This window comes from Paraburkholderia fynbosensis (genome assembly GCF_902859935.1).
GTDB classification, from domain to species: Bacteria; Pseudomonadota; Gammaproteobacteria; order Burkholderiales; family Burkholderiaceae; genus Paraburkholderia; species Paraburkholderia fynbosensis.
Map to the genome: position 1 here is coordinate 379,512 of NZ_CADIKI010000004.1, position 19,866 is coordinate 399,377.

General features: G+C 62.6%; 13 protein-coding genes. 11 read left to right on the forward strand and 2 right to left on the reverse strand.

All coding sequences use genetic code 11. The features are described 5' to 3' along the window. Positions 1-32: 32 nt before the first annotated feature. Positions 33-1,070 (reverse strand): AraC family transcriptional regulator, encoded by a 1,038-nt coding sequence (locus HV770_RS09500; RefSeq protein WP_175159143.1) that lies wholly within the window; start codon positions 1,068-1,070, stop codon positions 33-35. 244 nt (positions 1,071-1,314) lie between these two features. Here HV770_RS09500 and HV770_RS09505 point away from each other — a divergent pair, with 244 nt between their 5' ends. The 10 genes from HV770_RS09505 (at position 1,315) to HV770_RS09550 (ending at position 15,520) form a co-directional block, all read left to right on the forward strand. Then, the gene (locus tag HV770_RS09505) at positions 1,315-2,448 is read left to right on the forward strand and encodes an acyl-CoA dehydrogenase family protein (protein ID WP_175159144.1); all 1,134 of its coding nucleotides are present in this window, start codon (positions 1,315-1,317) and stop codon (positions 2,446-2,448) included. Between the two features lie 249 nt (positions 2,449-2,697). Then, positions 2,698-4,389: an AMP-binding protein gene (locus HV770_RS09510; RefSeq protein ID WP_175159145.1), complete on the forward strand. Its 1,692-nt coding sequence runs from the start codon at positions 2,698-2,700 to the stop codon at positions 4,387-4,389. 86 nt (positions 4,390-4,475) lie between these two features. Continuing rightward, on the forward strand, positions 4,476-5,996 hold the full coding sequence (locus HV770_RS09515) for a CoA-acylating methylmalonate-semialdehyde dehydrogenase (RefSeq protein WP_175159146.1): 1,521 nt from the start codon (positions 4,476-4,478) through the stop codon (positions 5,994-5,996). 27 nt (positions 5,997-6,023) lie between these two features. Beyond that, the gene (gene mmsB, locus HV770_RS09520; RefSeq protein ID WP_175159147.1) at positions 6,024-6,935 is read left to right on the forward strand and encodes a 3-hydroxyisobutyrate dehydrogenase; all 912 of its coding nucleotides are present in this window, start codon (positions 6,024-6,026) and stop codon (positions 6,933-6,935) included. Further along, positions 6,935-7,762 (forward strand): enoyl-CoA hydratase, encoded by an 828-nt coding sequence (locus HV770_RS09525; RefSeq protein WP_175159148.1) that lies wholly within the window; start codon positions 6,935-6,937, stop codon positions 7,760-7,762. Before mmsB ends, HV770_RS09525 begins: the two co-directional genes overlap by 1 nt. Further along, on the forward strand, positions 7,759-8,919 hold the full coding sequence (locus HV770_RS09530) for an enoyl-CoA hydratase/isomerase family protein (protein WP_175159149.1): 1,161 nt from the start codon (positions 7,759-7,761) through the stop codon (positions 8,917-8,919). The genes HV770_RS09525 and HV770_RS09530 overlap by 4 nt, the downstream gene beginning before the upstream one ends. Positions 8,920-9,304: 385 nt before the next feature. Next, positions 9,305-9,487 (forward strand): CsbD family protein, encoded by a 183-nt coding sequence (locus tag HV770_RS09535; protein ID WP_175159150.1) that lies wholly within the window; start codon positions 9,305-9,307, stop codon positions 9,485-9,487. 169 nt (positions 9,488-9,656) lie between these two features. Then, the gene (locus HV770_RS09540; RefSeq protein WP_175159151.1) at positions 9,657-10,766 is read left to right on the forward strand and encodes an AI-2E family transporter; all 1,110 of its coding nucleotides are present in this window, start codon (positions 9,657-9,659) and stop codon (positions 10,764-10,766) included. A 612-nt stretch (positions 10,767-11,378) separates the two neighbouring features. Next, positions 11,379-12,575: an ABC transporter substrate-binding protein gene (locus HV770_RS09545; RefSeq protein ID WP_175159152.1), complete on the forward strand. Its 1,197-nt coding sequence runs from the start codon at positions 11,379-11,381 to the stop codon at positions 12,573-12,575. Further along, complete coding sequence (locus tag HV770_RS09550) at positions 12,572-15,520, forward strand: bifunctional diguanylate cyclase/phosphodiesterase (protein WP_175159153.1); 2,949 nt, start codon at positions 12,572-12,574, stop codon at positions 15,518-15,520. Before HV770_RS09545 ends, HV770_RS09550 begins: the two co-directional genes overlap by 4 nt. Before the next feature lie 270 nt (positions 15,521-15,790). On the opposite strand, the gene HV770_RS09555 is transcribed toward HV770_RS09550, so the two are convergent. Continuing rightward, the gene (locus HV770_RS09555; protein ID WP_175159154.1) at positions 15,791-18,058 is read right to left on the reverse strand and encodes a two-partner secretion domain-containing protein; all 2,268 of its coding nucleotides are present in this window, start codon (positions 18,056-18,058) and stop codon (positions 15,791-15,793) included. A gap of 599 nt (positions 18,059-18,657) precedes the next feature. On the opposite strand from HV770_RS09555, the gene HV770_RS09560 reads away from it, so the two are divergent. Continuing rightward, complete coding sequence (locus tag HV770_RS09560) at positions 18,658-19,605, forward strand: Vgb family protein (protein ID WP_246290786.1); 948 nt, start codon at positions 18,658-18,660, stop codon at positions 19,603-19,605. Positions 19,606-19,866 lie beyond the last annotated feature (261 nt).

Genomic DNA, 19,866 nt, shown 5'->3' on the forward strand with positions numbered 1-19,866 from the left:
CCCCAGAAGAAGGCTGGCCTGCCGCTTACAGCTTAGTCCGATTCCGCGCGCTGCGTGAAATCGGCGCGCGCCGGCCGGTAGTCGCCCGGCCGCATGCCGGTCCACTTGCGAAACGCGCGATGAAACGCGCTCGGCTCAGCAAAGCCGACTGTGCTGGCGATGTCGGCGATCGTGCGCTCGCCGCTTTGCAATTCGCCGATGGCGATGTCGCGCCGCAAGTCGTCCTTGATCGACTGGTACGTATGGCCTTCCTGTTTCAAACGCCGCCGCATCGTCGCCTCGGCGACGTGCAGGCGCGCGGCCATCTGGTCGGCGCCGGGCCAGCCGGCGATCGGCAGTGCGCGCAGCGTTTTGCGCACGCGCGCCGCGAGCGAACCGGCGTTGCGATACTTGACGATGAAGCTGCCGGGCGCATCGCGCAGGAACGGCTTGACCGACCTGGTCGTCTGGATCACCGGCAGCTCGACGAAGAGCGGCGCGAGATCGACGTACGACTCGGGCTGCTCGAAGCTCATCTGATCGCAGAACATCAGCCGGTATTCGTGCGCGGCGGGGGGCGCGGCGCAGCGAAAGCGCGCTTCGAGCAACGGAATGCGCCGTCCGACCAGCCAGCACAGCAACCCGTACACGAGGATGAACCAGGTCGCGTAGGCGAACATGGCCGGCGCCGGCGCGCCTTCGCGTTCGACGAATCTGAGGCGCACGCGCTCCGCGCTGGTGTCGATCTGCGCGCCGAGGTCGTCGAGCACGAGGCGCATGAAGCCGACTGCGCGCGCCAACGCCTGCGCGCCGTTGCGCGCGGTGAGCGCGGCCTGCGTCATCGCGATGAAGCTGCCGCTTTTCATGCGGTGCGAATCCTGGCCGAAGAACTCGTCGTCGAGCGCGCGCGCAATCGCGGCCCACAGCGCGCCGTATTGCGCCGACGACACCCGGCTTTTCGGCGAAGCCAGCATCGGCGCGGCGATGCCGGCGGCTTCGGCGAGCGGCAGCGCATCGAGGCCGCGGGCCCGGGCGAGTGCGAGGGTCTCCTCGACCAGGCTGACAGAAATCGTGCCCTTGTCGTTTTTCATGGGGAAGCAGGCTGGCTGGCAAAAGCGCTCAGTGTTTTCCTTGTGATGGCTCGCTAAGTCCTTGAAATAGCGGGCCGAAGAAGGTTTGTATAGTAGCAGTATGGCAAATGCGCTCACTCAGAATGATCGGGCTGAGCATCGAAGCCATCCGGCGGCTTGCCTACACTCTGCGTCAACCGGGCCGCGTTCGTGCTGGTCATCGAGCGCCGCGACCGGCCGCACAGCAAGATGGAGGACCGGACTCATGGACAGCTTCTACACCGACGAACAACGGATGATCCGAGACGCCGCGCGCGACTTCGCCACCGAACGGCTTGCGCCGCACGCGGCGCAATGGGACCGCGAGGCGCAACTGCCCGCCGACGTCGTCACGCAGATGGGCGAACTCGGCTTCCTCGGCATGATCGTGCCGCCGGAGTGGGGCGGGTCGTACACCGACTACGTCGCCTACGCGCTCGCGCTTGAAGAGATCGCCGCCGGCTGCGCCGCCTGTGCCACGGTGATGAGCGTGCATAACTCGGTCGGCTGCGGGCCGATTCTCAACTTTGGCAGCGCCGCGCAAAAAGATCGCTATCTGCACGATCTCGCGACCGGCCGACGGATCGGCGCGTTCTGCCTGACCGAGCCGCAGGCCGGTTCCGAGGCGAACAATCTGCGCTCGCGCGCGGTACTGCGCGACGGCCAGTGGATTCTCAACGGCAGCAAGCAGTTCGTGACCAACGGCGCGCGCGCGGACCTCGCGATCGTGTTCGCCGTCACCGATCCGGAGCGCGGCAAGCGCGGCCTGTCCGCGTTCATCGTGCCGACCGGCACGCCGGGTTTCAAGGTCGGCAAGCCGGAGCACAAGCTCGGCATTCGCGCGTCGGACACCTGCCCGATTTCGCTCGACGACTGCGCGGTGCCCGACGCCAATCTGCTCGGCGAACCGGGCGAGGGCTTGCGCATCGCGCTGTCGAATCTCGAAGGCGGGCGGATCGGCATCGCCGCGCAGGCGGTCGGCATCGCGCGGGCCGCGTTCGACGCCGCGCGCCGCTATGCGAGCGAACGCGTGCAGTTCGGCAAGGCGCTCAAGGATCATCAGACCATCGCCAACATGCTCGCCGACATGGCCACGCGCCTGAACGCCGCGCGGCTGCTCGTGCATCACGCGGCGCGGCTGCGTTCGGCGGGTAAGCCGTGTTTGTCGGAAGCATCGCAGGCGAAGCTGTTCGCGTCGGAACTGGCCGAGGAGATCTGCTCGAACGCGATCCAGATTCACGGCGGTTATGGCTATCTGCAGGATTACGCGGTGGAGCGCCATTACCGCGATGCCCGCATCACGCAGATTTACGAAGGAACCAGCGAGGTACAGCGGATGGTGATTGCGCGTCATGTTTAGACGGCAGCGGCACGGCGTTTGAGCGCAAAATAGCTTGGCCGGTGGGCGCAGGTGAACCATGGGCGCCGGCAAGGCAGCAGGGCAAGACGAAGTATCAGCGGGATAAAAGCAGAGCGCATACCGCGCCATCCACTAGCAACCATGTTGCATGGGACCAGAATAAGTGCTGTGCATGGAGACGGAGTAAGTGCTAAAGCACCAACTCCGACTGACAGCTAAAGCGCCCACTCTGGTCGACAGGAGACGACGATGACTGCAGCGAAGGCCTTTTTCGACGCGCGCGATCTGTTATTGCGCCACCGAACCGACTACGACCGTGCCTACCGCGAATTCACCTGGCCGGCATTGGGCGAATTCAACTGGGCGCTCGATTACTTCGACGTAATCGCCCGCGACAATCACAACCCCGCGCTATGGATCGTCGACGACCCCGCCACTGACGGCCTGTGCCTGTCCTTCGCGCAGATGTCCGAGCGCTCGGCGCGTATGGCGAACTTCCTGCGCGCTTCGGGCGTCGGCCGTGGTCACCGCGTGCTGCTGATGCTGCCCAACCGCGTCGAACTGTGGGACGTGATGCTCGCGGCAATGAAGCTCGGCGCGATCGTGCTGCCCGCCACCACCCAGCTTTCCGCCGACGATGTGCGCGAGCGCGTGCAGATCGGCGGCGCGAAGTTCGTGGTGGTCGACAGCGCCGAGCTGGCCAAGTTCGCCACGCTCGACGTGCCGCTCACCCGCTTCTCGGTCGGCGCACCACGCGACGGCTGGATCGATCTGGCGGCAGCGTGCGACGCGTCGCCGCAATTCACGCCCGACGGCGTCACACAAGCCACCGACACGCTGCTGCTGTACTTCACGTCGGGCACGACGTCGAAACCGAAGCTCGTCGAGCACACGCATCAGAGCTATCCGGTCGGTCATCTGTCGACGATGTACTGGATCGGGCTGCAACCGAACGACGTCCATTGGAACATCAGCTCGCCGGGCTGGGCCAAGCACGCGTGGAGCTGCTTCTTCGCGCCATGGAACGCGCAGGCCTGCGTGTTCGTGTACAACTTCGCGCGCTTCGTGCCGAAAGACACGCTGCACGCGCTGGTGCGCTTCAACGTCACCACCCTGTGCGCGCCGCCGACCGTGTGGCGCATGCTGGTGCAGGAGCGGCTCACCGACTATCGGGTCAAGCTGCGCGAGATCGTCGGCGCGGGGGAGCCGTTGAATCCGGAGATCATCGAGCGCGTGAAGCACGCGTGGGGCATCACCATTCGCGACGGTTTCGGCCAGACCGAGACCACCTGCCAGATCGGCAACCCGCCGGGACAGCCGGTGGTCGCGGGTTCGATGGGACGGCCGCTGCCGGGCTACCGGATCGAACTGCTCGACGCGGACGATCAGCCTGTAACCGAAGGCGAAATCGCGCTGCCTTTGAACGAGCGTCCGCTCGGGTTGATGACCGGCTACGCGAACAACGCGAACGCCACCGCGCAGGCAATGCGCAACGGCTTCTACCGCACCTCCGATGTCGCGCTGCGCCGCGACGACGGCTACTACGTCTACGTCGGCCGTTCCGATGACGTGTTCAAATCGTCCGACTATCGCCTGAGTCCGTTCGAACTGGAAAGCGTGCTGATCGAGCACGAGGCCATTGGCGAAGCCGCCGTGGTGCCGAGCGCCGATGCGCTGCGCCTGGCGGTCCCCAAAGCGTTCGTCACCGTGCGCCACGGCTACGAAGCGGGGCCCGAGCTCGCGCGCGCCGTGTTCGCGTTCTCGCGCGAAAAGCTCGCACCGTACAAGCGGATTCGTCGTCTGCAATTCAGCGAACTGCCGAAGACCATCTCCGGCAAGATCCGCCGCGTCGAATTGCGGCGCCGCGAAATGGAGCGCGCTGCCGAACCCGCGCGTTTGCCCGGCGAGTACTGGGAAGAGGATTTCCCGGAGCTGCGTTGATCATTTTCATTCCGCCATTTCCCCGTCATTCCCGTTATCACCGTCAGTCTGAGGCCGCCGCGCGGCCCACGCACAGGAGTTTCAGCATGAGCGCAATTGCTTCGCACCAGGCCGTCGCCGACGTCAAGCTGCTGATCAACGGCGAGTTCGTCGATTCGACAACCCGCGAATGGCGTGACATCGTCAATCCCGCCACGCAGGAAGTGCTGGCGCGCGTGCCGTTCGCCACCGTCGACGAAGTCAACGAAGCGGTGCGCAGCGCGCACGCCGCGTTCAAGACCTGGAAGGACACGCCGATCGGCGCGCGCATGCGCATCATGCTGAAGTACCAGGCGCTGATTCGCGAGCACATGCCGCGCATCGCGAAGACGCTGAGCGCCGAGCAGGGCAAGACGATTCCGGACGCCGAAGGCGACATCTTCCGCGGACTCGAAGTGGTCGAGCACGCGTGCTCGATCGGTACGCTGCAGCAGGGCGAATTCGCGGAGAACGTGGCGGGCGGCGTGGATACCTACACGCTGCGCCAGCCGCTCGGTGTGTGCGCCGGCATCACGCCGTTCAACTTCCCCGCGATGATCCCGCTGTGGATGTTCCCGATGGCAATCGTCTGCGGCAATACCTTCGTGCTTAAACCGTCGGAGCAGGACCCGCTGTCGACGATGCAACTGGTCGAACTCGCGCTCGAAGCCGGCGTGCCGAAAGGCGTGCTGAACGTCGTGCACGGCGGCAGGGAAGTGGTCGATGCGCTCTGCACGCACGAGCTGATCAAGGCGATTTCATTCGTCGGTTCGACGGCAGTCGGCACGCACGTGTACCGCCTCGGCAGCGAGCACGGCAAGCGCGTGCAGTCGATGATGGGCGCGAAAAATCACGCGGTGGTGTTGCCCGACGCGAACCGCGAGCAGACCTTGAACGCGCTCGCCGGCGCGGGCTTCGGCGCGGCCGGACAGCGCTGCATGGCGACCTCGGTAGTGGCGCTGGTGGGCGCCGCGCAGCAGTGGTTGCCGGAGCTCGTCGCGAAGGCGAAGACGCTCAAGGTCAACGCGGGCAACGAGCCGAACACCGACATCGGCCCGGTGGTCTCGCGCGCGGCGAAGCAACGCATTCTCGGCCTGATCGATGCGGGGGTGAAAGAAGGCGCGACGCTCGCGCTCGATGGCCGCGACGTGAAGGTGCCCGGCTACGAGCAAGGCAACTTCATCGGCCCGACGATTTTCACCGACGTCACCACGGAAATGGAAATCTACCGCACCGAGATTTTCGGCCCGGTGCTGCAGGTGCTGAACGTCGCCACGCTCGACGACGCGATCGCGCTCGTCAATCGCAATCCGTTCGGCAACGGCGTCGGCCTCTTCACGCAGAGCGGCGCAGCGGCGCGCAAATTCCAGAGCGAGATCGACATCGGCCAGGTCGGCATCAACATTCCGATTCCAGTGCCGGTGCCGTTCTTCAGCTTCACCGGCTCGCGCGGCTCGAAGCTCGGCGACCTCGGCCCGTACGGCAAGCAGGTCGTGCAGTTCTATACGCAGACCAAGACCGTAACGGCCCGCTGGTTCGACGACGACACGGTCAACGACGGCGTCAACACGACCATCAGCCTGCGCTGAGCGGCGCGCGAACACGGAGAGGACATCATGAAAATAGGCTTTATTGGACTCGGCAATATGGGCGCGCCGATGGCGCACAACCTGCTGAAGGCGGGCCACGCGCTCAACGTATTCGACCTGAACGCGCAAGCCGTGCGGGCGCTAGTCGATGCGGGCGCGAAGGCGGCCGGCTCACCGAAAGCGGCCGTGACCGACGTTGAGTGCGTGATCACGATGCTGCCCGCCGCGGCGCACGTGCGCAGCGTACTGAGCGCGGACGACGGCGTGTTCGCGGGCATCGCGAAGGGCGTGACGATCATCGATTCGAGTACGATCGATCCGGCCAGCGTGAAGGCCTTCGCCGAACTCGCAGCGCAGCGTGGCAACACCTTTGTCGATGCGCCGGTGTCGGGCGGCACGGGCGGCGCGGCGGCGGGCACGCTGACCTTCATGGTCGGGGGCAGCGCGAGCGCGTACGAACAGGTCAAGCCGGTGCTCTGCGCGATGGGCAGGAACATCGTCCATTGCGGCGACACCGGAACCGGGCAGGTCGCGAAGATCTGCAATAACCTCGTGCTCGGCATCACGATGGCGGGCGTGGCCGAGGCGATGTCGCTGGGCGAGGCGCTCGGCATCGACGCGAAGGTGCTGGGCGGCATCATCAATACGTCGACGGGGCGCTGCTGGAGTTCGGACACGTATAACCCGATGCCCGGCGTGATCGATACCGCACCGTCGACGCGGGGCTACACCGGCGGCTTCGGCACCGATCTGATGCTCAAGGACCTGGGGCTCGCCACCGACGCCGCCCGCAGCGCGCGTCAACCGGTCTATCTCGGCGCGCTCGCGCAGCAGCTTTATCAAACGATGAGCACGAAAGGCGCGGGACGTCTCGATTTTTCGGCGGTCATCAAGCTTTATCGGCACGCTGCCGACGACGGCACGCAAGGAGGCGCGTGATGATCGAACTCGACTACGCGCACGACGGCGCCGTCGCGCAACTGACGCTCAAGCGCCCGCCCGCGAACGCGTTCACCGCCGATGGCTTGCTGCAATTGCAGCACACCGTCGAAAGGCTGAACGGCGAGGCACGCGTGCGTGCGATCGTGATCACCGGCGACGGCCCGAAGTTTTTCAGCGCGGGCGCCGATCTGAACACGTTTGCCGACGGCAACCGCGAAGTCGCGCGTACGGCGGCGGCGCGCTTCGGCGCGGCCTTCGAGACCTTGCAGAACGCGCGGGCCGTCGTGATCGCGGCGATCAACGGCTACGCGATGGGCGGCGGCCTCGAATGCGCGCTTGCGTGCGATATCCGCATCGCCGAACAGCATGCGCTGCTGGCGCTGCCGGAGACCGCGGTCGGCCTGCTGCCGTGCGGTTGTGGCACGCAGACGCTGCCCTGGCTGGTCGGCGAAGGCTGGGCCAAACGGATGATACTGACCGGCGAGCGTGTCGATGCGGCAACCGCATTGCGCATCGGTCTCGTCGAGGAAGTCGTGGAAAGAGGCGCCGCGCTCGGCGCCGCGCTGACGATGGCCGCGCGCGTCGCCGGTCTGAGCCCGCAGGCGGTCGGTTTCAGCAAGACGCTGATCCATCAGGCACGCAACGGCGTGCCACGTGCGGCGGCGCTTGCGCTGGAACGCGAGCGCTTCGTCGATCTGTTCGATGGCGCCGATCAGCGTGAAGGGGTCAACGCGTTCCTCGAAAAACGCACGCCGCGCTGGCAGGCGCACTCGCGCACGCAAGCAGGGCAGAGTTCCCACGCGCAGACGGAGATTCACGGATGAGCGCCTTGCAAAGCGTCGCGCCCGCTGTGAGCGCGCAGGCGCAGCGCGAGATTCTGTTTCGCGTTGTCAACCGCGTGGCGATCATTACGCTGAACCGGCCGGCCGCGCTCAATGCGCTCTCGCATGCAATGGTGCGTGAGCTTGCCGTGCTGGTCGAACGTTGCCGCCATGACAGCGGCATTGTCGCGCTCGTGCTCAAGGGTGCGGGCACGAAAGGCTTTTGCGCCGGCGGCGATGTGCGCGAAGTGCATCAGCTGGCGAAGAATGGCGATCATCGCTGGCTTGCATTTTTCGTCGACGAGTACCGGCTCGACTACGCGCTGCACACCTTGGCGAAACCGGTGGTCGCGCTGCTCGACGGCATTGCAATGGGCGGCGGGATGGGGCTCGGTCAGGCGGCGCGGCTGCGCATCGTCACCGAGCGCAGCAAGATCGCGATGCCTGAGACGCGTATCGGCTTTTTGCCGGACGTCGGCGCGACGCGTTTTCTGAACGTGCTGCCGGTGGAACACGCGCTTTATGTCGGGCTGACCGGCGTGACCTTGTCGGGCGCCGATGCGTTGCGTCTGCGACTGGCCGACCTGTGCGTGCCGGCGGAATGGCTCGCGAGCTTCGAGGAACGTTTGCAGCGCATGTCGCACGACGGTGATTTGATGACCGCGTTGCGCGGTGTGTTCGAGCCGCCGTGTAACGTCGTCCCGCATGCGGCGTTGGAGCCGTTGACGCAATCGATCGTGCGGCACTTCGACCGGCGCTCGAGCGTCGAGCGGATCATCGCGACGTTGCGCCATGATCTGGAACGCGAGCCGCCGCGCGAGGTGAAGCAGTGGCTGCAGTCGACTGACGACGCACTGACCGGCCACTCGCCGACGATGCTCTGCGTCACACGCGAAGCACTGTTGCGCGGCCGGCAGATGACGCTCGCCGAGTGTTTCCGCATGGAGCTGGGCATCGTCAAACGGGTGATCGAGGAGGGCGATTTCTGCGAAGGGGTGCGGGCTCAGTTGATCGACAAGGACCGCAACGCGCGCTGGGCACCCGCGACGCTGGCGCAAGTGCGGCCCGAACGGGTCCGGCATTTTCTGGCGTCGCCGTGGAAGAGCGAGACGCATCCGCTCGCGGGGTTGGGGGGCGAGCCGTCATCTGACAATCGCTAGCACGTCTGCGACCACAGCCTTGCGCTGACTGACTCGCGCGTACGATCACGAAGGCCGCATCTGCGGCTTTTTCTACTGGCACGCCTTTCCTCCGATCCCTCGGGCACAAAGCGTGCTCAAATCCCAAAGTTGTTGCTCCGAAGCGGATCGCGCAAAGCGAAGCGGTCCGCGAAACGATGCCGGGCGATGTGTCGGTCGAATACGTGTGCAATGCAATCCATGCACGGCATCGGGCGACGTGCACCGAAGCGGTACAACGAACCGCAAGCCGTGCTCACGATCAACGCGCTGACACATAGCACGCGCAACATTGCAATCCAACCTGGCAATTCATACATCCCCGCAGCATCACTCGTCTGCAACCTAATCGTTTGAGGAAAACGTCATGGACAAGAATCGTGTCGAAGGTGAAGCGATGCAACTCAAGGGCTCGGTGAGGGAAGCGATCGGCAAGGTCACAGGCAATCGCATGACACAAGCCGAGGGCGCGGCTGAAAAGCTGGCCGGCCGGATGCAGACAAAGCTCGGCGAAGCGGTCGACGCACTGCGCGATCGCGCGAAAAGGTAGAGCGATCAACGCCACGCGCCGCAGCGCCGCCGCTCAGCCAGTTCAAGCATGTGAAGCGGCGACGAGAGCGGGCACGGCACGCGTTCACAATCCCGCTGCAGCCTGATATTGTCCGATGTTCCCGGCGCGCTCGCGGCGCCGGATCTCATCGTCTACTCGAGGAAGGTTCATGCTGGGATTCGATGTCTGCACGGCCAGAAAAGTCTGGACCGCGTCCTTGATCGCACTGCTGTTTTTCGTCGTCTATATCGCGTCGACCACGGTGCTGGTGGTGGTGTTTGCGGTGTTTTTCAGCTATCTGATCTACCCGATGGTCGAGTTCGTCGAGCGCGTCAGGCCGCGCCGCATGCCGCGGGTCGCATCGATTGCATTGGTGTTCGTGGTCGTCGTCGCCGTCATCGCGGTGGTCGGTTCGATCTTCGGCGTGCAATTGCAGGATCAGGCGACGCATCTGTTCGCGCAACTGCCCACCTTGCTGAAGCCGGACGTGCCCAGTCGTTTTCCGTTGCCGCACTTTCTCGAACCGTTGCGCGAACGGATCATCGATTTCGTGCGCAGCCAGATCGAGATCGGTTCCGACAAGGCCGTGCCGGTGGCGCGCAGCGTCGGGCTCGGCGTCGTGCACGCGGCCGGCAATCTGATCCACCTCGTGCTGATTCCGATCTTGAGCTTTCTGCTGATCAAGGAAGGTCCGCAGATGCGCGACGCCTGTCTCGAACTGCTGACGGCGCGGCATCGCACGTTGTGGGCGGAAATCGTCACGGACCTGAACGTGCTGTTGTCGAAGTACGTGCGCGCGCTGCTGTTTTTATCGCTGGCCACGTTGATCTGCTATGGCGTCGCGTTCTCGCTGCTCGGCGTGCCTTACGCGTTTCTGCTCGCGGTGAGCGCGGGCTTGCTGGAGTTCGTGCCATTTGCCGGACCGCTTGCCGCGGTCGCGATCACGCTGGTGGTCGCGGTTTTTAGCGGCTATCCACATCTGCTGTGGCTGGTGGTTTTTATCGGCCTGTATCGGCTGTTTCAGGACTACGTGCTCAATCCTTATCTGATGAGCGAAGGCGTGGAGGTCAGTCCGTTTCTCGTCATCGTGGGGCTGCTGGCGGGAGATCAGCTCGGCGGCGTCGCGGGCATCTTTCTGGCCGTGCCCGTCATCGCGACGTTGAAGATCATCATCGGCAGAGCGAGGGTTTTTTACGCGACGTCGCACGCGCAGGGCGACGTTGCGCACGTCGGCTGGCGAAATACTGAGGATCCTAGTGGCCCACCCAACCTCGGCTGATTCGGAGCAGAGCCCGACTCAAGCCGCTTTTCGGCCTGAGCGGACGACCGGACAAAGTAGCCGGTAGCCGCGAGTGTCCACTATCAAAAGCGAACAACGTACAGTTGTCCGCCCAACTGCGCTTGACGTCTGAGTCGCTCCCCTTGTATCGGCGACTTTCCGTCATGCCGGCGAGATTCGGGCTCCCTTAAGTTAAAGTATCTGCGTCTGTTGCCGATATGCCGTGTGAGCGCCGACCCGTCGAGAGTTCTCCGCAGCCCTGTTTTATAAACATTCAGGTGCCGATCGATAGGCGTCGCCGATGACAAAAGATCGGCCGACAGCGAGAGAGACCTGTGACGAAAATGCCCAGCGGCGGACCGGGCTTTCGTCACGATTTATCGCTGCTGAGACGCAGCCATGGTTACGCAATCGACTCGACCGCGACGAAAGCTCTACCGGTCCACCATCGAATGCGTCACTGGCGTCTGCCGAGGGGCGCCCAATGCATGCCGAACCTGAAAGTGAACCGAAGTGCGACAAACTGAGTCTGCATCGTGGCTGTTGGTCCTGGCTTGTTTCATTCTTTTCTCGTTGTGTGGTTGCCATCAGCGGGACCACGGTTCTTCGGGCATGAGCGCGCCGACCGGTACCGCCATCACCGCCTTGGTCTGGGCTCCCGACTGGCCCGAGGAAATGCTCCGGATTGCCGCTGAATTCAGCAAGCTGAACCCGGACATACACGTAAACGTGCAGTTCATGATCGGCAATTCGGTCGAAGAAAATATCAAGCCGCGGATCGCGACCGGCAATTTGCCCGACCTGGTCAGCATCAACCCGAATGCCTATGGGGCCGACTTGGCCGATCAAGGGCTGCTGGCCGACGTCAGCAAGACGTCCGCCTGGAAGAACATGCTGGATCCTCTCAAGAAGGACTGGACCAGCCGCCAGTCCAGGCACTTTGGAATAGCGGGAGGGATGGCCACGACTGCGATCTATTACAACCAGGAGATGTTCGCGAAAGCAGGCATCAAGACCCTGCCCACCAATTTCAACGAATTCCTGGCAGTCTGCGAACAGCTCAAACGTGCTGGCTATACGCCGATAATGTGGAATGGCGGATTCCCGAATATGCTCGGCAACGGTCCCTTCAGTTCGGGCTTTGCTAACAACGTGGTTGCGCGCGAGCCGGACTGGAAGAACAAGATCAGCGATGGCACGCTGGATTTGAATACCCCTCAGGTAGCGGAAATTTTCGCCAGGATCAGGCTCGTGCCGGAACGTGGTTTCGTACAGAAATCGTTCATGGCGACAGGCTACGACGACGGCGTCCGGCTATTCAAGGAAGGCAAGGTAGCGATGGCTTTTCACGGTAGTTGGGCAGCCGGTCTGTTGCTGCACGGCAATCCCTTCGAAGTTGGCGTGTTCATGCCGCCCTGGAACTCGCCAGGCGAGCAGGTAGTACCCGTAGTCGGCAGCGAAACTGGTTTTGCGGTGTCTGAAACGCCTAACAAGGCTGCGGCCATGCGCTTTCTCGAGTTCATCGCGGGGCCGGGATTTTCTATTCTCCAGACGAAACGCCAAAACATTCCCCCTTTCAAGCAGTTCCCCGGGACGGTCGTGAGCGATCAGAAGATGGTTGACTACACGAACGCGGTCAGTCGCTATGCGGTAACCGGCAGCCCGTACTATTCGGTTCTACCGTCTAATTCCATCGAGCGCTTGCATCGATTGATTCAGGATGTGCTGTTCGGAAAGATCACGCCAAGACAGGCCGCAAAACTGCTGGACGAGTCCGTTAAGAATGAAGCGAAGATGCACTACAAATGACTCCACTGATCGCCTGGCTGCGAAGCGCATTCGCCTACTTCTCGTTGGATCTGCTGCGGCGTGTCGAAATTCACTACCGACTGATAGCCGCGTTCATCCTGCTTTCGCTGATACCGATACTTGTCTCCAGCTACATTTCATATGTGGAGTCAACAGCAGCGCTCAAGCAGAAAGCGGAGATATTTTCCAAAGAGGTCGTCAAACAGGTATCCAAAAACATCTCCTTGCGGATGGAGCAGATCGAGATGGAGAGCAGCCTTCTGGTGCTCTCCGACCAGGTTCAGAATGCGCTGACTCGCGTCGCACGCGGCAACGAAAAGGAGCAGAGCGAAGCTCGCCAGGACCTGACCCGGCTTCTTCTGGCGCACTACGGCGCGGTTGATTTCATCAACCAGAAATACCTGCTCGACAAGGACAACCGGATCACCGACTCCCAGGCGTTCGCGCAATTGACGCGGGGTGTGGTGCGTCTGGTCGAGCAGGCTCCCGATCGAAATGGCCGGCCTTACTGGGGTAGCTATGACAACGGGGCCGGTCAGCAGGATCTGGGGATGGTGCGTGCAATCATCGGCAAAAGCGACAATCGGCAGATCGGTAATCTCGTTCTAGTGATCCGCCCAGAGTACTTCTCGGCGATTTTCAATGACGTCGCCGTGGGCAGTGGAACGCAGATCTATGTGCTTGACGCCAGCAGCGACAAGCTGATCGTCGGTGCCGACGGCTCTTCAATGAACACCGACGGAAAGGCTGAAGCGGGTCTGCTCGAAAGAATCACCAACGCCAATCCACACGGCGAGCCAAATGGTTTCGTCGACTTCCATGGCAGGAATGGCGGCCGATATCTCGCTGCATACACAGGTATTGCCGGCACGAAATGGTATGTGGTCAGTACGATCCCGGAGAAGCAACTGACGGCGGAGGCACAGTCCGTACGCAACCAGATCATACTGGTGGGCATTTCGGGGTTTCTGCTTTCGATCTTCCTCGCCAACTTCATTTCCCACAGCATCTCGGCACCGCTCAAAGATCTGGTGCAAAGGATGGATGACGCTGGTAGCGATGCAGGCGCAGAGGTGGCAGCGTCGGCGGAGCCGAGCAGTGAGATTGCCGTAAAGGATGAATTGGGCAGATTGGCGCACAGGTTCGAACGAATGAGTGCGGCGATCGGGCAGAAGATCCAGAAGATCAACGAGATCAACGCTTCGCTGGAGCAGACGGTCATCGAGCGAACGGCGGAGCTCGTCGCCAAAGAGCAGGAGTCGCGCACGTTGATCGAGAATTCGCCCGACACGATCACACGCTACGACCGGGAACTGCGCCGCACCTACGCCAATCCGGCTTTCTGCGTCTCGGCGGGCCGCAGCCTTCGCGAATCGCTCGGCAAACGGCCCTCGGAGATTCCCGGCGGCGCTAACGCGCTCGTGTATGAGAAAAAGATTAGCGAAACCATTACAACCGGGAAAAGCCGCCAGTTCGAACTTAGATGGCTCAGCAAGGACGGACAGGAACAGTGCAGCCATATTCGGCTCACTCCAGAGATCGACGTGTCGGGTCAGGTGAATTCCGTGCTGGCGGTCGGTCGCGATTTGTCCGACCGGATGGCATTCGAGGCCACCATATGGAAGCAGGCCAATTACGATGCGCTGACCCATCTGCCGAACCGCCAGATGTTTCATGCCCGTCTGGAGCACGAAGCTGGCGTTGCACATCGCTCTGGGCGGCCGATGGCCTTGATGCTGATCGATCTCGATCGGTTCAAGGAGGTCAACGACTCGCTCGGACACGATATGGGCGATATCCTGCTGATCGAGGCTGCGAGGCGCATTACCTCGTGTGTGCGTGAATTCGACACGGTCGCTCGACTTGGCGGTGACGAGTTCACGGTGATTCTGCCCGAACTGGACGACACCGGAAGCATCGAACAGATCGCGAAGGCGATCATCGCCACGCTGGCCGAACCCTTTCAGCTTGGTCCGGACGAGGCTTTTATTTCTGCCAGTGTCGGTGTCACGCTTTACCCTGGCGACGGGACAGAACTGGATGTTCTCTTCAAGAATGCCGACCAGGCCATGTACGCGGCCAAAGCCGCGGGGCGCAACCGTTTCAACTACTTTACGCCCGAGTTGCAAGTGGCGGCAGAAACGCGCCGGCGTCTCACCAGCGATCTACGTACCGCTCTGCAAGCCGAACAGTTCCGTGTTTATTACCAGCCTATCGTCAATCTGGCGACTGGCGAAATTTACAAAGCTGAAGCGCTAATTCGCTGGCTGCACCCTGAACGCGGCACGATCAGCCCATTGGACTTCATCGCATTGGCCGAAGAGACGGGGCTCATCGTTCCTATCGGCGATTGGGTGTTCAAACAGGCCGTGCGCCAGGCGCATCAATGGCGCCGACGATTCCATCCATCGTTTCAGATCAGTGTCAACATTTCGCCGGTGCAGATTCGCCAGGACAATCTGGTGTGTATCCAATGGTCGGAATACCTCATTCGGCAAGGCATGCCTAGACAGAGCGTGGCAATTGAAATAACCGAAGGGCTGTTACTGGACGCCGAATTGAACGGGAAGTTGCTGAGTTTCCGCGAGGCAGGAATCGGGATTTCGATCGACGACTTTGGGACCGGTTACTCATCCTTAGCCTATCTGAAGCGCTTCGACATCGATTATCTCAAGATCGACCGTTCATTCGTGCAGAACCTCGGCTTCGACGGCGGCAATCAGGCGCTCTGCGAAGCAATGGTCATGCTCGCTCATAAGTTGGGATTGCAGGTTATTGCGGAAGGGGTCGAGACGACGGATCAACGTGATTTTCTCGCCGCCGTGGGTTGTGACTTTGCGCAAGGCTTCTTGTATTCCGAGCCCGTTCCGTCTGATCAATTCGAGGAGCGGGTGTGGCCGACAGTCGGGGACGCGGCTCGCCAGGAGGCGCGCGACGAATCGTGAGCAATCGCCGAACGAGTGTATGGCCGGTATCGAGAAACGAGCCCCGGCCACGGGAGCCTCGAACGGTTGAAGCAGTTCGACTTCAGTCCTCCGAATTGTCGAGAGCAGCCATTCGCGCATTCACCGACCGAACGGCGGTTTCCGGAGTACATCGGTCGTCGCAATTAATCAGCGTCAGGTACCGCGGCAAGGCGGATCTTGCAGAAACGACGCCAGCGCGCCGCGCAACGCGGGAGACGCCTATAACAGCGTCGGCTCGGAGACCATGGTTCAGTGCGGGGCGACCTGCCAGGCGAGAACGGGATGGGTCGCACCGGGTAGCATCACCCACACGCCGTTAGGACCGAAGTCCCACCCGGCAAAATTTTTCGGGTCGCTCATCTGGGCGGTAGTGAGCCCGTTCGACGCAGGCAGATTGCCGCCGCTCGACGGTTGACCCGTCGTCTGGACGTTCCAGTAAACGTCGTTCCCAAGAACGCCGCAGCTGCTGGCGCAGATACCGCCGGCCTGACGCGATACCGCCGCCGTCACGGCGCCCGACGCGAAGGACTGTGTGATCGTTCCGCCGCTGAACCCCCCGACTAGTCCTCCCGCCGGACCGTGCGAGGTAAGTCCCAAGACTGGGCCAGTGGCGTATGACTGGGTGATCGTACCTTCGTTACCGATAACCAGCCCACCGACATTACCATCCGCCGTGACGGTAGCGCTGCTGCCCGATCGCGCGATTAACCCGAAGTTGGTAGCGACAAGCCCGGCGTACTCGTTGCCAAGGTTCCTTGAGGCAATGACCCCGGACGTAAACACGTTGGCAATGGTGCCGTGATTCTGAATGGCCAGTATCGCGGTCCCGTTATCAAAGAAAAAATCCACCTGGCCGACGTTCGCGTTGACGTTCACGTCGCGCACGACGCCGTTAGGACCGATATCGCCAAACACCGCATCGAAGCTCGGCAAGAGGTTGGAGATCGTATGCCACATACCGTCGAACTGCCCCGTGAACGACGTGCCGGCAGCGAAACCAAGCGTCTGGAACGCGGAATTGCCAGCGTCGAGGTCTTTGCCTAGCGCGTAATTGCCGGCAAGATTGTTTCCGATGTTCTGAAGGTCCGTGACCGAATTGACGAGTTGATAGCCGGTTATCTGCGTGACGAGTCCGCTGTAGAGCGGCGCTTGCCAGGTCACATTGCTGACGAGCGTGCCGGGGCTGAAACTGCCGTTCATATCGTAGAGCGCGCTGACGATGCCCGTGCCTTTCGACCAGTCTATGGTGCCGTTGTTGAGGACACTGGCGCCGTTGTCAATGCCGGATGCGTCGGCGCGCAAGGTCAGATTGCCCGCGCCGCTGTTCGCGATCGTCGTGCCGTTCGCGACGGAGACATCGCGGTACGCGGCGAGCGTGAGCGAAGCCGGGCCGCTCCAGCGCAGACTCGACGCGACGCCGAGGTCGCCCGTTGCGCCGTTGGCGCCTGTGGTCGTGACATCGATCGAGGTGCCCGCGTTCAGACTGCGTTGCAACGCATGTGCGGCCGAGTCATCGATCGTGAAGTCGGGCGTCGACAGATTCCATTTCGCCGCGTGAACCGCTGCGTGCCTGCCGAAAGTGAGTTGTGCCGCTTGCGTATCGACGGTTCCGCCGCTGCCGTCCGCGTTGCTTGCGGTGATCTTGCCGAACTGCTCGACACGGCCGCTGTCGGCGACCAGCCACACATGGCCGCCACGGCTGGCCGTGCCCGTCGCGCGGATGCGCGTGCCGCCGCCCGCGAGCGCATACACGTTGCCGTCGGCGGCCTGCAGACTAACCTGCGCGGCGGTTATCCGCCCCTTGTTGACGACCGTGCCCTGACTGCCTGTCTGCACAAACACCTGCCTGCTGCCGGCCGAGTCCTGCAGCAGCACCTGCGCGCCCGCGGCCAGTTCCGCCGTGCCGTTGGGCGCCGCGACGGTGCCGGCGTTGACGACGTCGTGTCGCGCAATCAGGAATATATCGCCGCCACCCGAGCTGATCTTGCCGAGATTGATCACGGCAGCGTTCGAGTTGCCCGACAGCGTGAGCGAGCCGCTGCCCTGCACGAACGCGTCGTTGCAGATGTCCAGCGTCGACGCAACGAAACGTCCGCCGGTGGTAATCACGCCCGATGGCCCGACCACGACTCCCTGCGGATTGATCACATAGAGGCTGCCCGTCGCACTGAGCCTGCCGAGGATGGCAGAGGGCGAGCCACCCGTCACCCGGTTCAGCGTCGCGCCCGAGCCGTTGTCGAACGTCACGCTGTTGGTTTTACCGATCGAAAAGCTGTTCCAGTCGATCACGCCACGCGTCGAACCCGGTTGTGTGATCACGAGGCCGTTGCCCTGGCTTGCTATCGCGCCCGTGCCGGCCACGTATGTGCCGCCTTTTGGAAGGACGCCCGCCGCGAGCGTCGCATGGGCAAAGGACAGCCCCATAAGCGAACTGCCGATGACGAGCCACATGCGTCCCGTTAACTGCCCACGACGCAGTGCGCGCCGCGCGGGCCGCGATGGTTTTGGACGTGACATACACCCCCCTCTCCGCGTGGGACGCGGAACGGCTGCCGACGGCCGGCTGAGCCGACCGGAAATGCGTAAGTCGCAGCATCTGAAGAATAGGGCAGTTGGCGTCGCGCATGCATGCCGATATCTCAGCGTTTTGTGCCTTCCTGTAGGACCTTTTGTGCCACTTTCGTTGTGTGGCAGGACTATGCTGCGCCTACGAAATCCCAGTCAAACTGCCCAAGGACGGGACCGTGATTTTTCAGTTGGTTTGTGACACGAACTGTGGACAGCAGATCGCGATAGACAATAGCGGCGTCCGTGTCCAACGGCCGAGGACCGGTTGCAATGCGGAGCCGATGTAGCCGGGCCTTGGCTCGCACGAACTAGAACAGTATTCGTGTTGCGTCATTGGGGCCACCGAGCTACCTGCCGTACGCCTTTTCTGCGCGCGACCCGAGAATTCTTCCGGTTAGTGCCACAATAAGGAGGTACCAGTGTGCAAGCCAATTCTGGTTACGGAGGCGGACGTGATTCACATCGCAAATGCAGCGGCTTCGGCGACGGGGAAGGAAATCTGCGAGTCCCGGTTCTTCCGAAATTTTGCTTCGGTTCTTGTTGGCGCGATGTTAGCAATCGGTTCAGTACAAGCTCAGTCCACTGAGTTCGACTCGTTTGCCATCCCCTCCGGCAGCGCACCGCACGATGTCGCGCCAGAGCCTGGCGGCGCCGTCTGGTACACCGCGCAGGCGCAAGGCGCAGTCGGAAGGCTGGACCCGCGCAGCGGCAAGACGCAGCGGGTCCCGCTCGGCAACGGATCGGCGCCGCACGGCGTGATCGTCGGTCCGGATGGAGCAGCATGGATTACCGATGGCGGGCTGAACGCGATCGTACGCGTCGATCCGAAGACACTCGCTGTCGCGCGCTTCCCGTTGCCCCGAGACCGACAGAACGCCAACCTGAACACGGCCGTTTTCGACAAACGCGGACACCTGTGGTTTACCGGACAAGGCGGAATCTATGGTGAGCTTGACCCGGGAAGCGGGAGCATGCGCGTGTTCAATGCGCCGCGCGGGCCGGGTGCCTATGGAATCTGTGTCACCCCTGACGGCAGCTTGTACTTCGCTTCACTAGCTGGCAGCTACCTCGGCCGCATCGATCCGGAGAGCGGCGCGGCGCAAGTCATCGAGCCGCCAACACCAGAACAGGGAGCGCGCCGGGTATGGTCCGATTCAAAAGGGCGCGTCTGGATCAGCGAGTGGAACGCAGGGAAGGTGGGAGTGTTCGACCCGGCGGCGCATCGGTGGCGCGAATGGAAACTGCCGGGCTCGGATCCGCATGTGTACGCGATATACGTCGACGACAAAGACATCGTCTGGCTCAGCGAATGGAGCGCTAACGCGCTAGTGCGCTTCGACCCACGAACGGAACGATTCGAGATGTTTGCGCTGCCGCGCCCACACGCGAACGTACGCCAGATGATGGGGCGGCCGGGAGAAGTCTGGCTGTCCGAGTCGGGTACGGATCACCTGCTGCGCTACCGGTCCGGCGCAGCGGTTGTCGGCAGCAAGTGACGCCTCAGCGACCGTTACCTCTACAGGCAACTCCATGACGGAGAATTCCGATCCGATCCCGATGCCCGTCCAGATAACTGAAGGGCCCCTGGTGGCATGACGCTGCGGCAAAGCCACGAACAGGGCAGAAAATCCGTCCAGCGGAACCGTGAGGCACGAGCCAGGCACAACTCGCCCACGCCTAAGAGTCGATGGCAGCGTATGACGGCCCCTTTAGGCCGTTGATCGCTGTAGTTGACCGCGTGAAATCGTCACAGCGCC

Excerpts from the sequence above, each read along its gene's own strand:
- HV770_RS09525 (WP_175159148.1), top strand. The coding sequence starts at position 6,935 with ATGATCGAACTCGACTACGCGCACGACGGCGCCGTCGCGCAACTGACG.
- HV770_RS09505 (WP_175159144.1), top strand. The coding sequence starts at position 1,315 with ATGGACAGCTTCTACACCGACGAACAACGGATGATCCGAGACGCCGCG.
- HV770_RS09530 (WP_175159149.1), top strand. The coding sequence starts at position 7,759 with ATGAGCGCCTTGCAAAGCGTCGCGCCCGCTGTGAGCGCGCAGGCGCAG.
- HV770_RS09510 (WP_175159145.1), top strand. The coding sequence starts at position 2,698 with ATGACTGCAGCGAAGGCCTTTTTCGACGCGCGCGATCTGTTATTGCGC.
- HV770_RS09555 (WP_175159154.1), bottom strand. The coding sequence starts at position 18,058 with ATGTCACGTCCAAAACCATCGCGGCCCGCGCGGCGCGCACTGCGTCGT.
- HV770_RS09545 (WP_175159152.1), top strand. The coding sequence starts at position 11,379 with ATGAGCGCGCCGACCGGTACCGCCATCACCGCCTTGGTCTGGGCTCCC.
- HV770_RS09515 (WP_175159146.1), top strand. The coding sequence starts at position 4,476 with ATGAGCGCAATTGCTTCGCACCAGGCCGTCGCCGACGTCAAGCTGCTG.
- HV770_RS09540 (WP_175159151.1), top strand. The coding sequence starts at position 9,657 with ATGCTGGGATTCGATGTCTGCACGGCCAGAAAAGTCTGGACCGCGTCC.
- HV770_RS09560 (WP_246290786.1), top strand. The coding sequence starts at position 18,658 with ATGTTAGCAATCGGTTCAGTACAAGCTCAGTCCACTGAGTTCGACTCG.
- mmsB (WP_175159147.1), top strand. The coding sequence starts at position 6,024 with ATGAAAATAGGCTTTATTGGACTCGGCAATATGGGCGCGCCGATGGCG.
- HV770_RS09550 (WP_175159153.1), top strand. The coding sequence starts at position 12,572 with ATGACTCCACTGATCGCCTGGCTGCGAAGCGCATTCGCCTACTTCTCG.
- HV770_RS09535 (WP_175159150.1), top strand. The coding sequence starts at position 9,305 with ATGGACAAGAATCGTGTCGAAGGTGAAGCGATGCAACTCAAGGGCTCG.
- HV770_RS09500 (WP_175159143.1), bottom strand. The coding sequence starts at position 1,070 with ATGAAAAACGACAAGGGCACGATTTCTGTCAGCCTGGTCGAGGAGACC.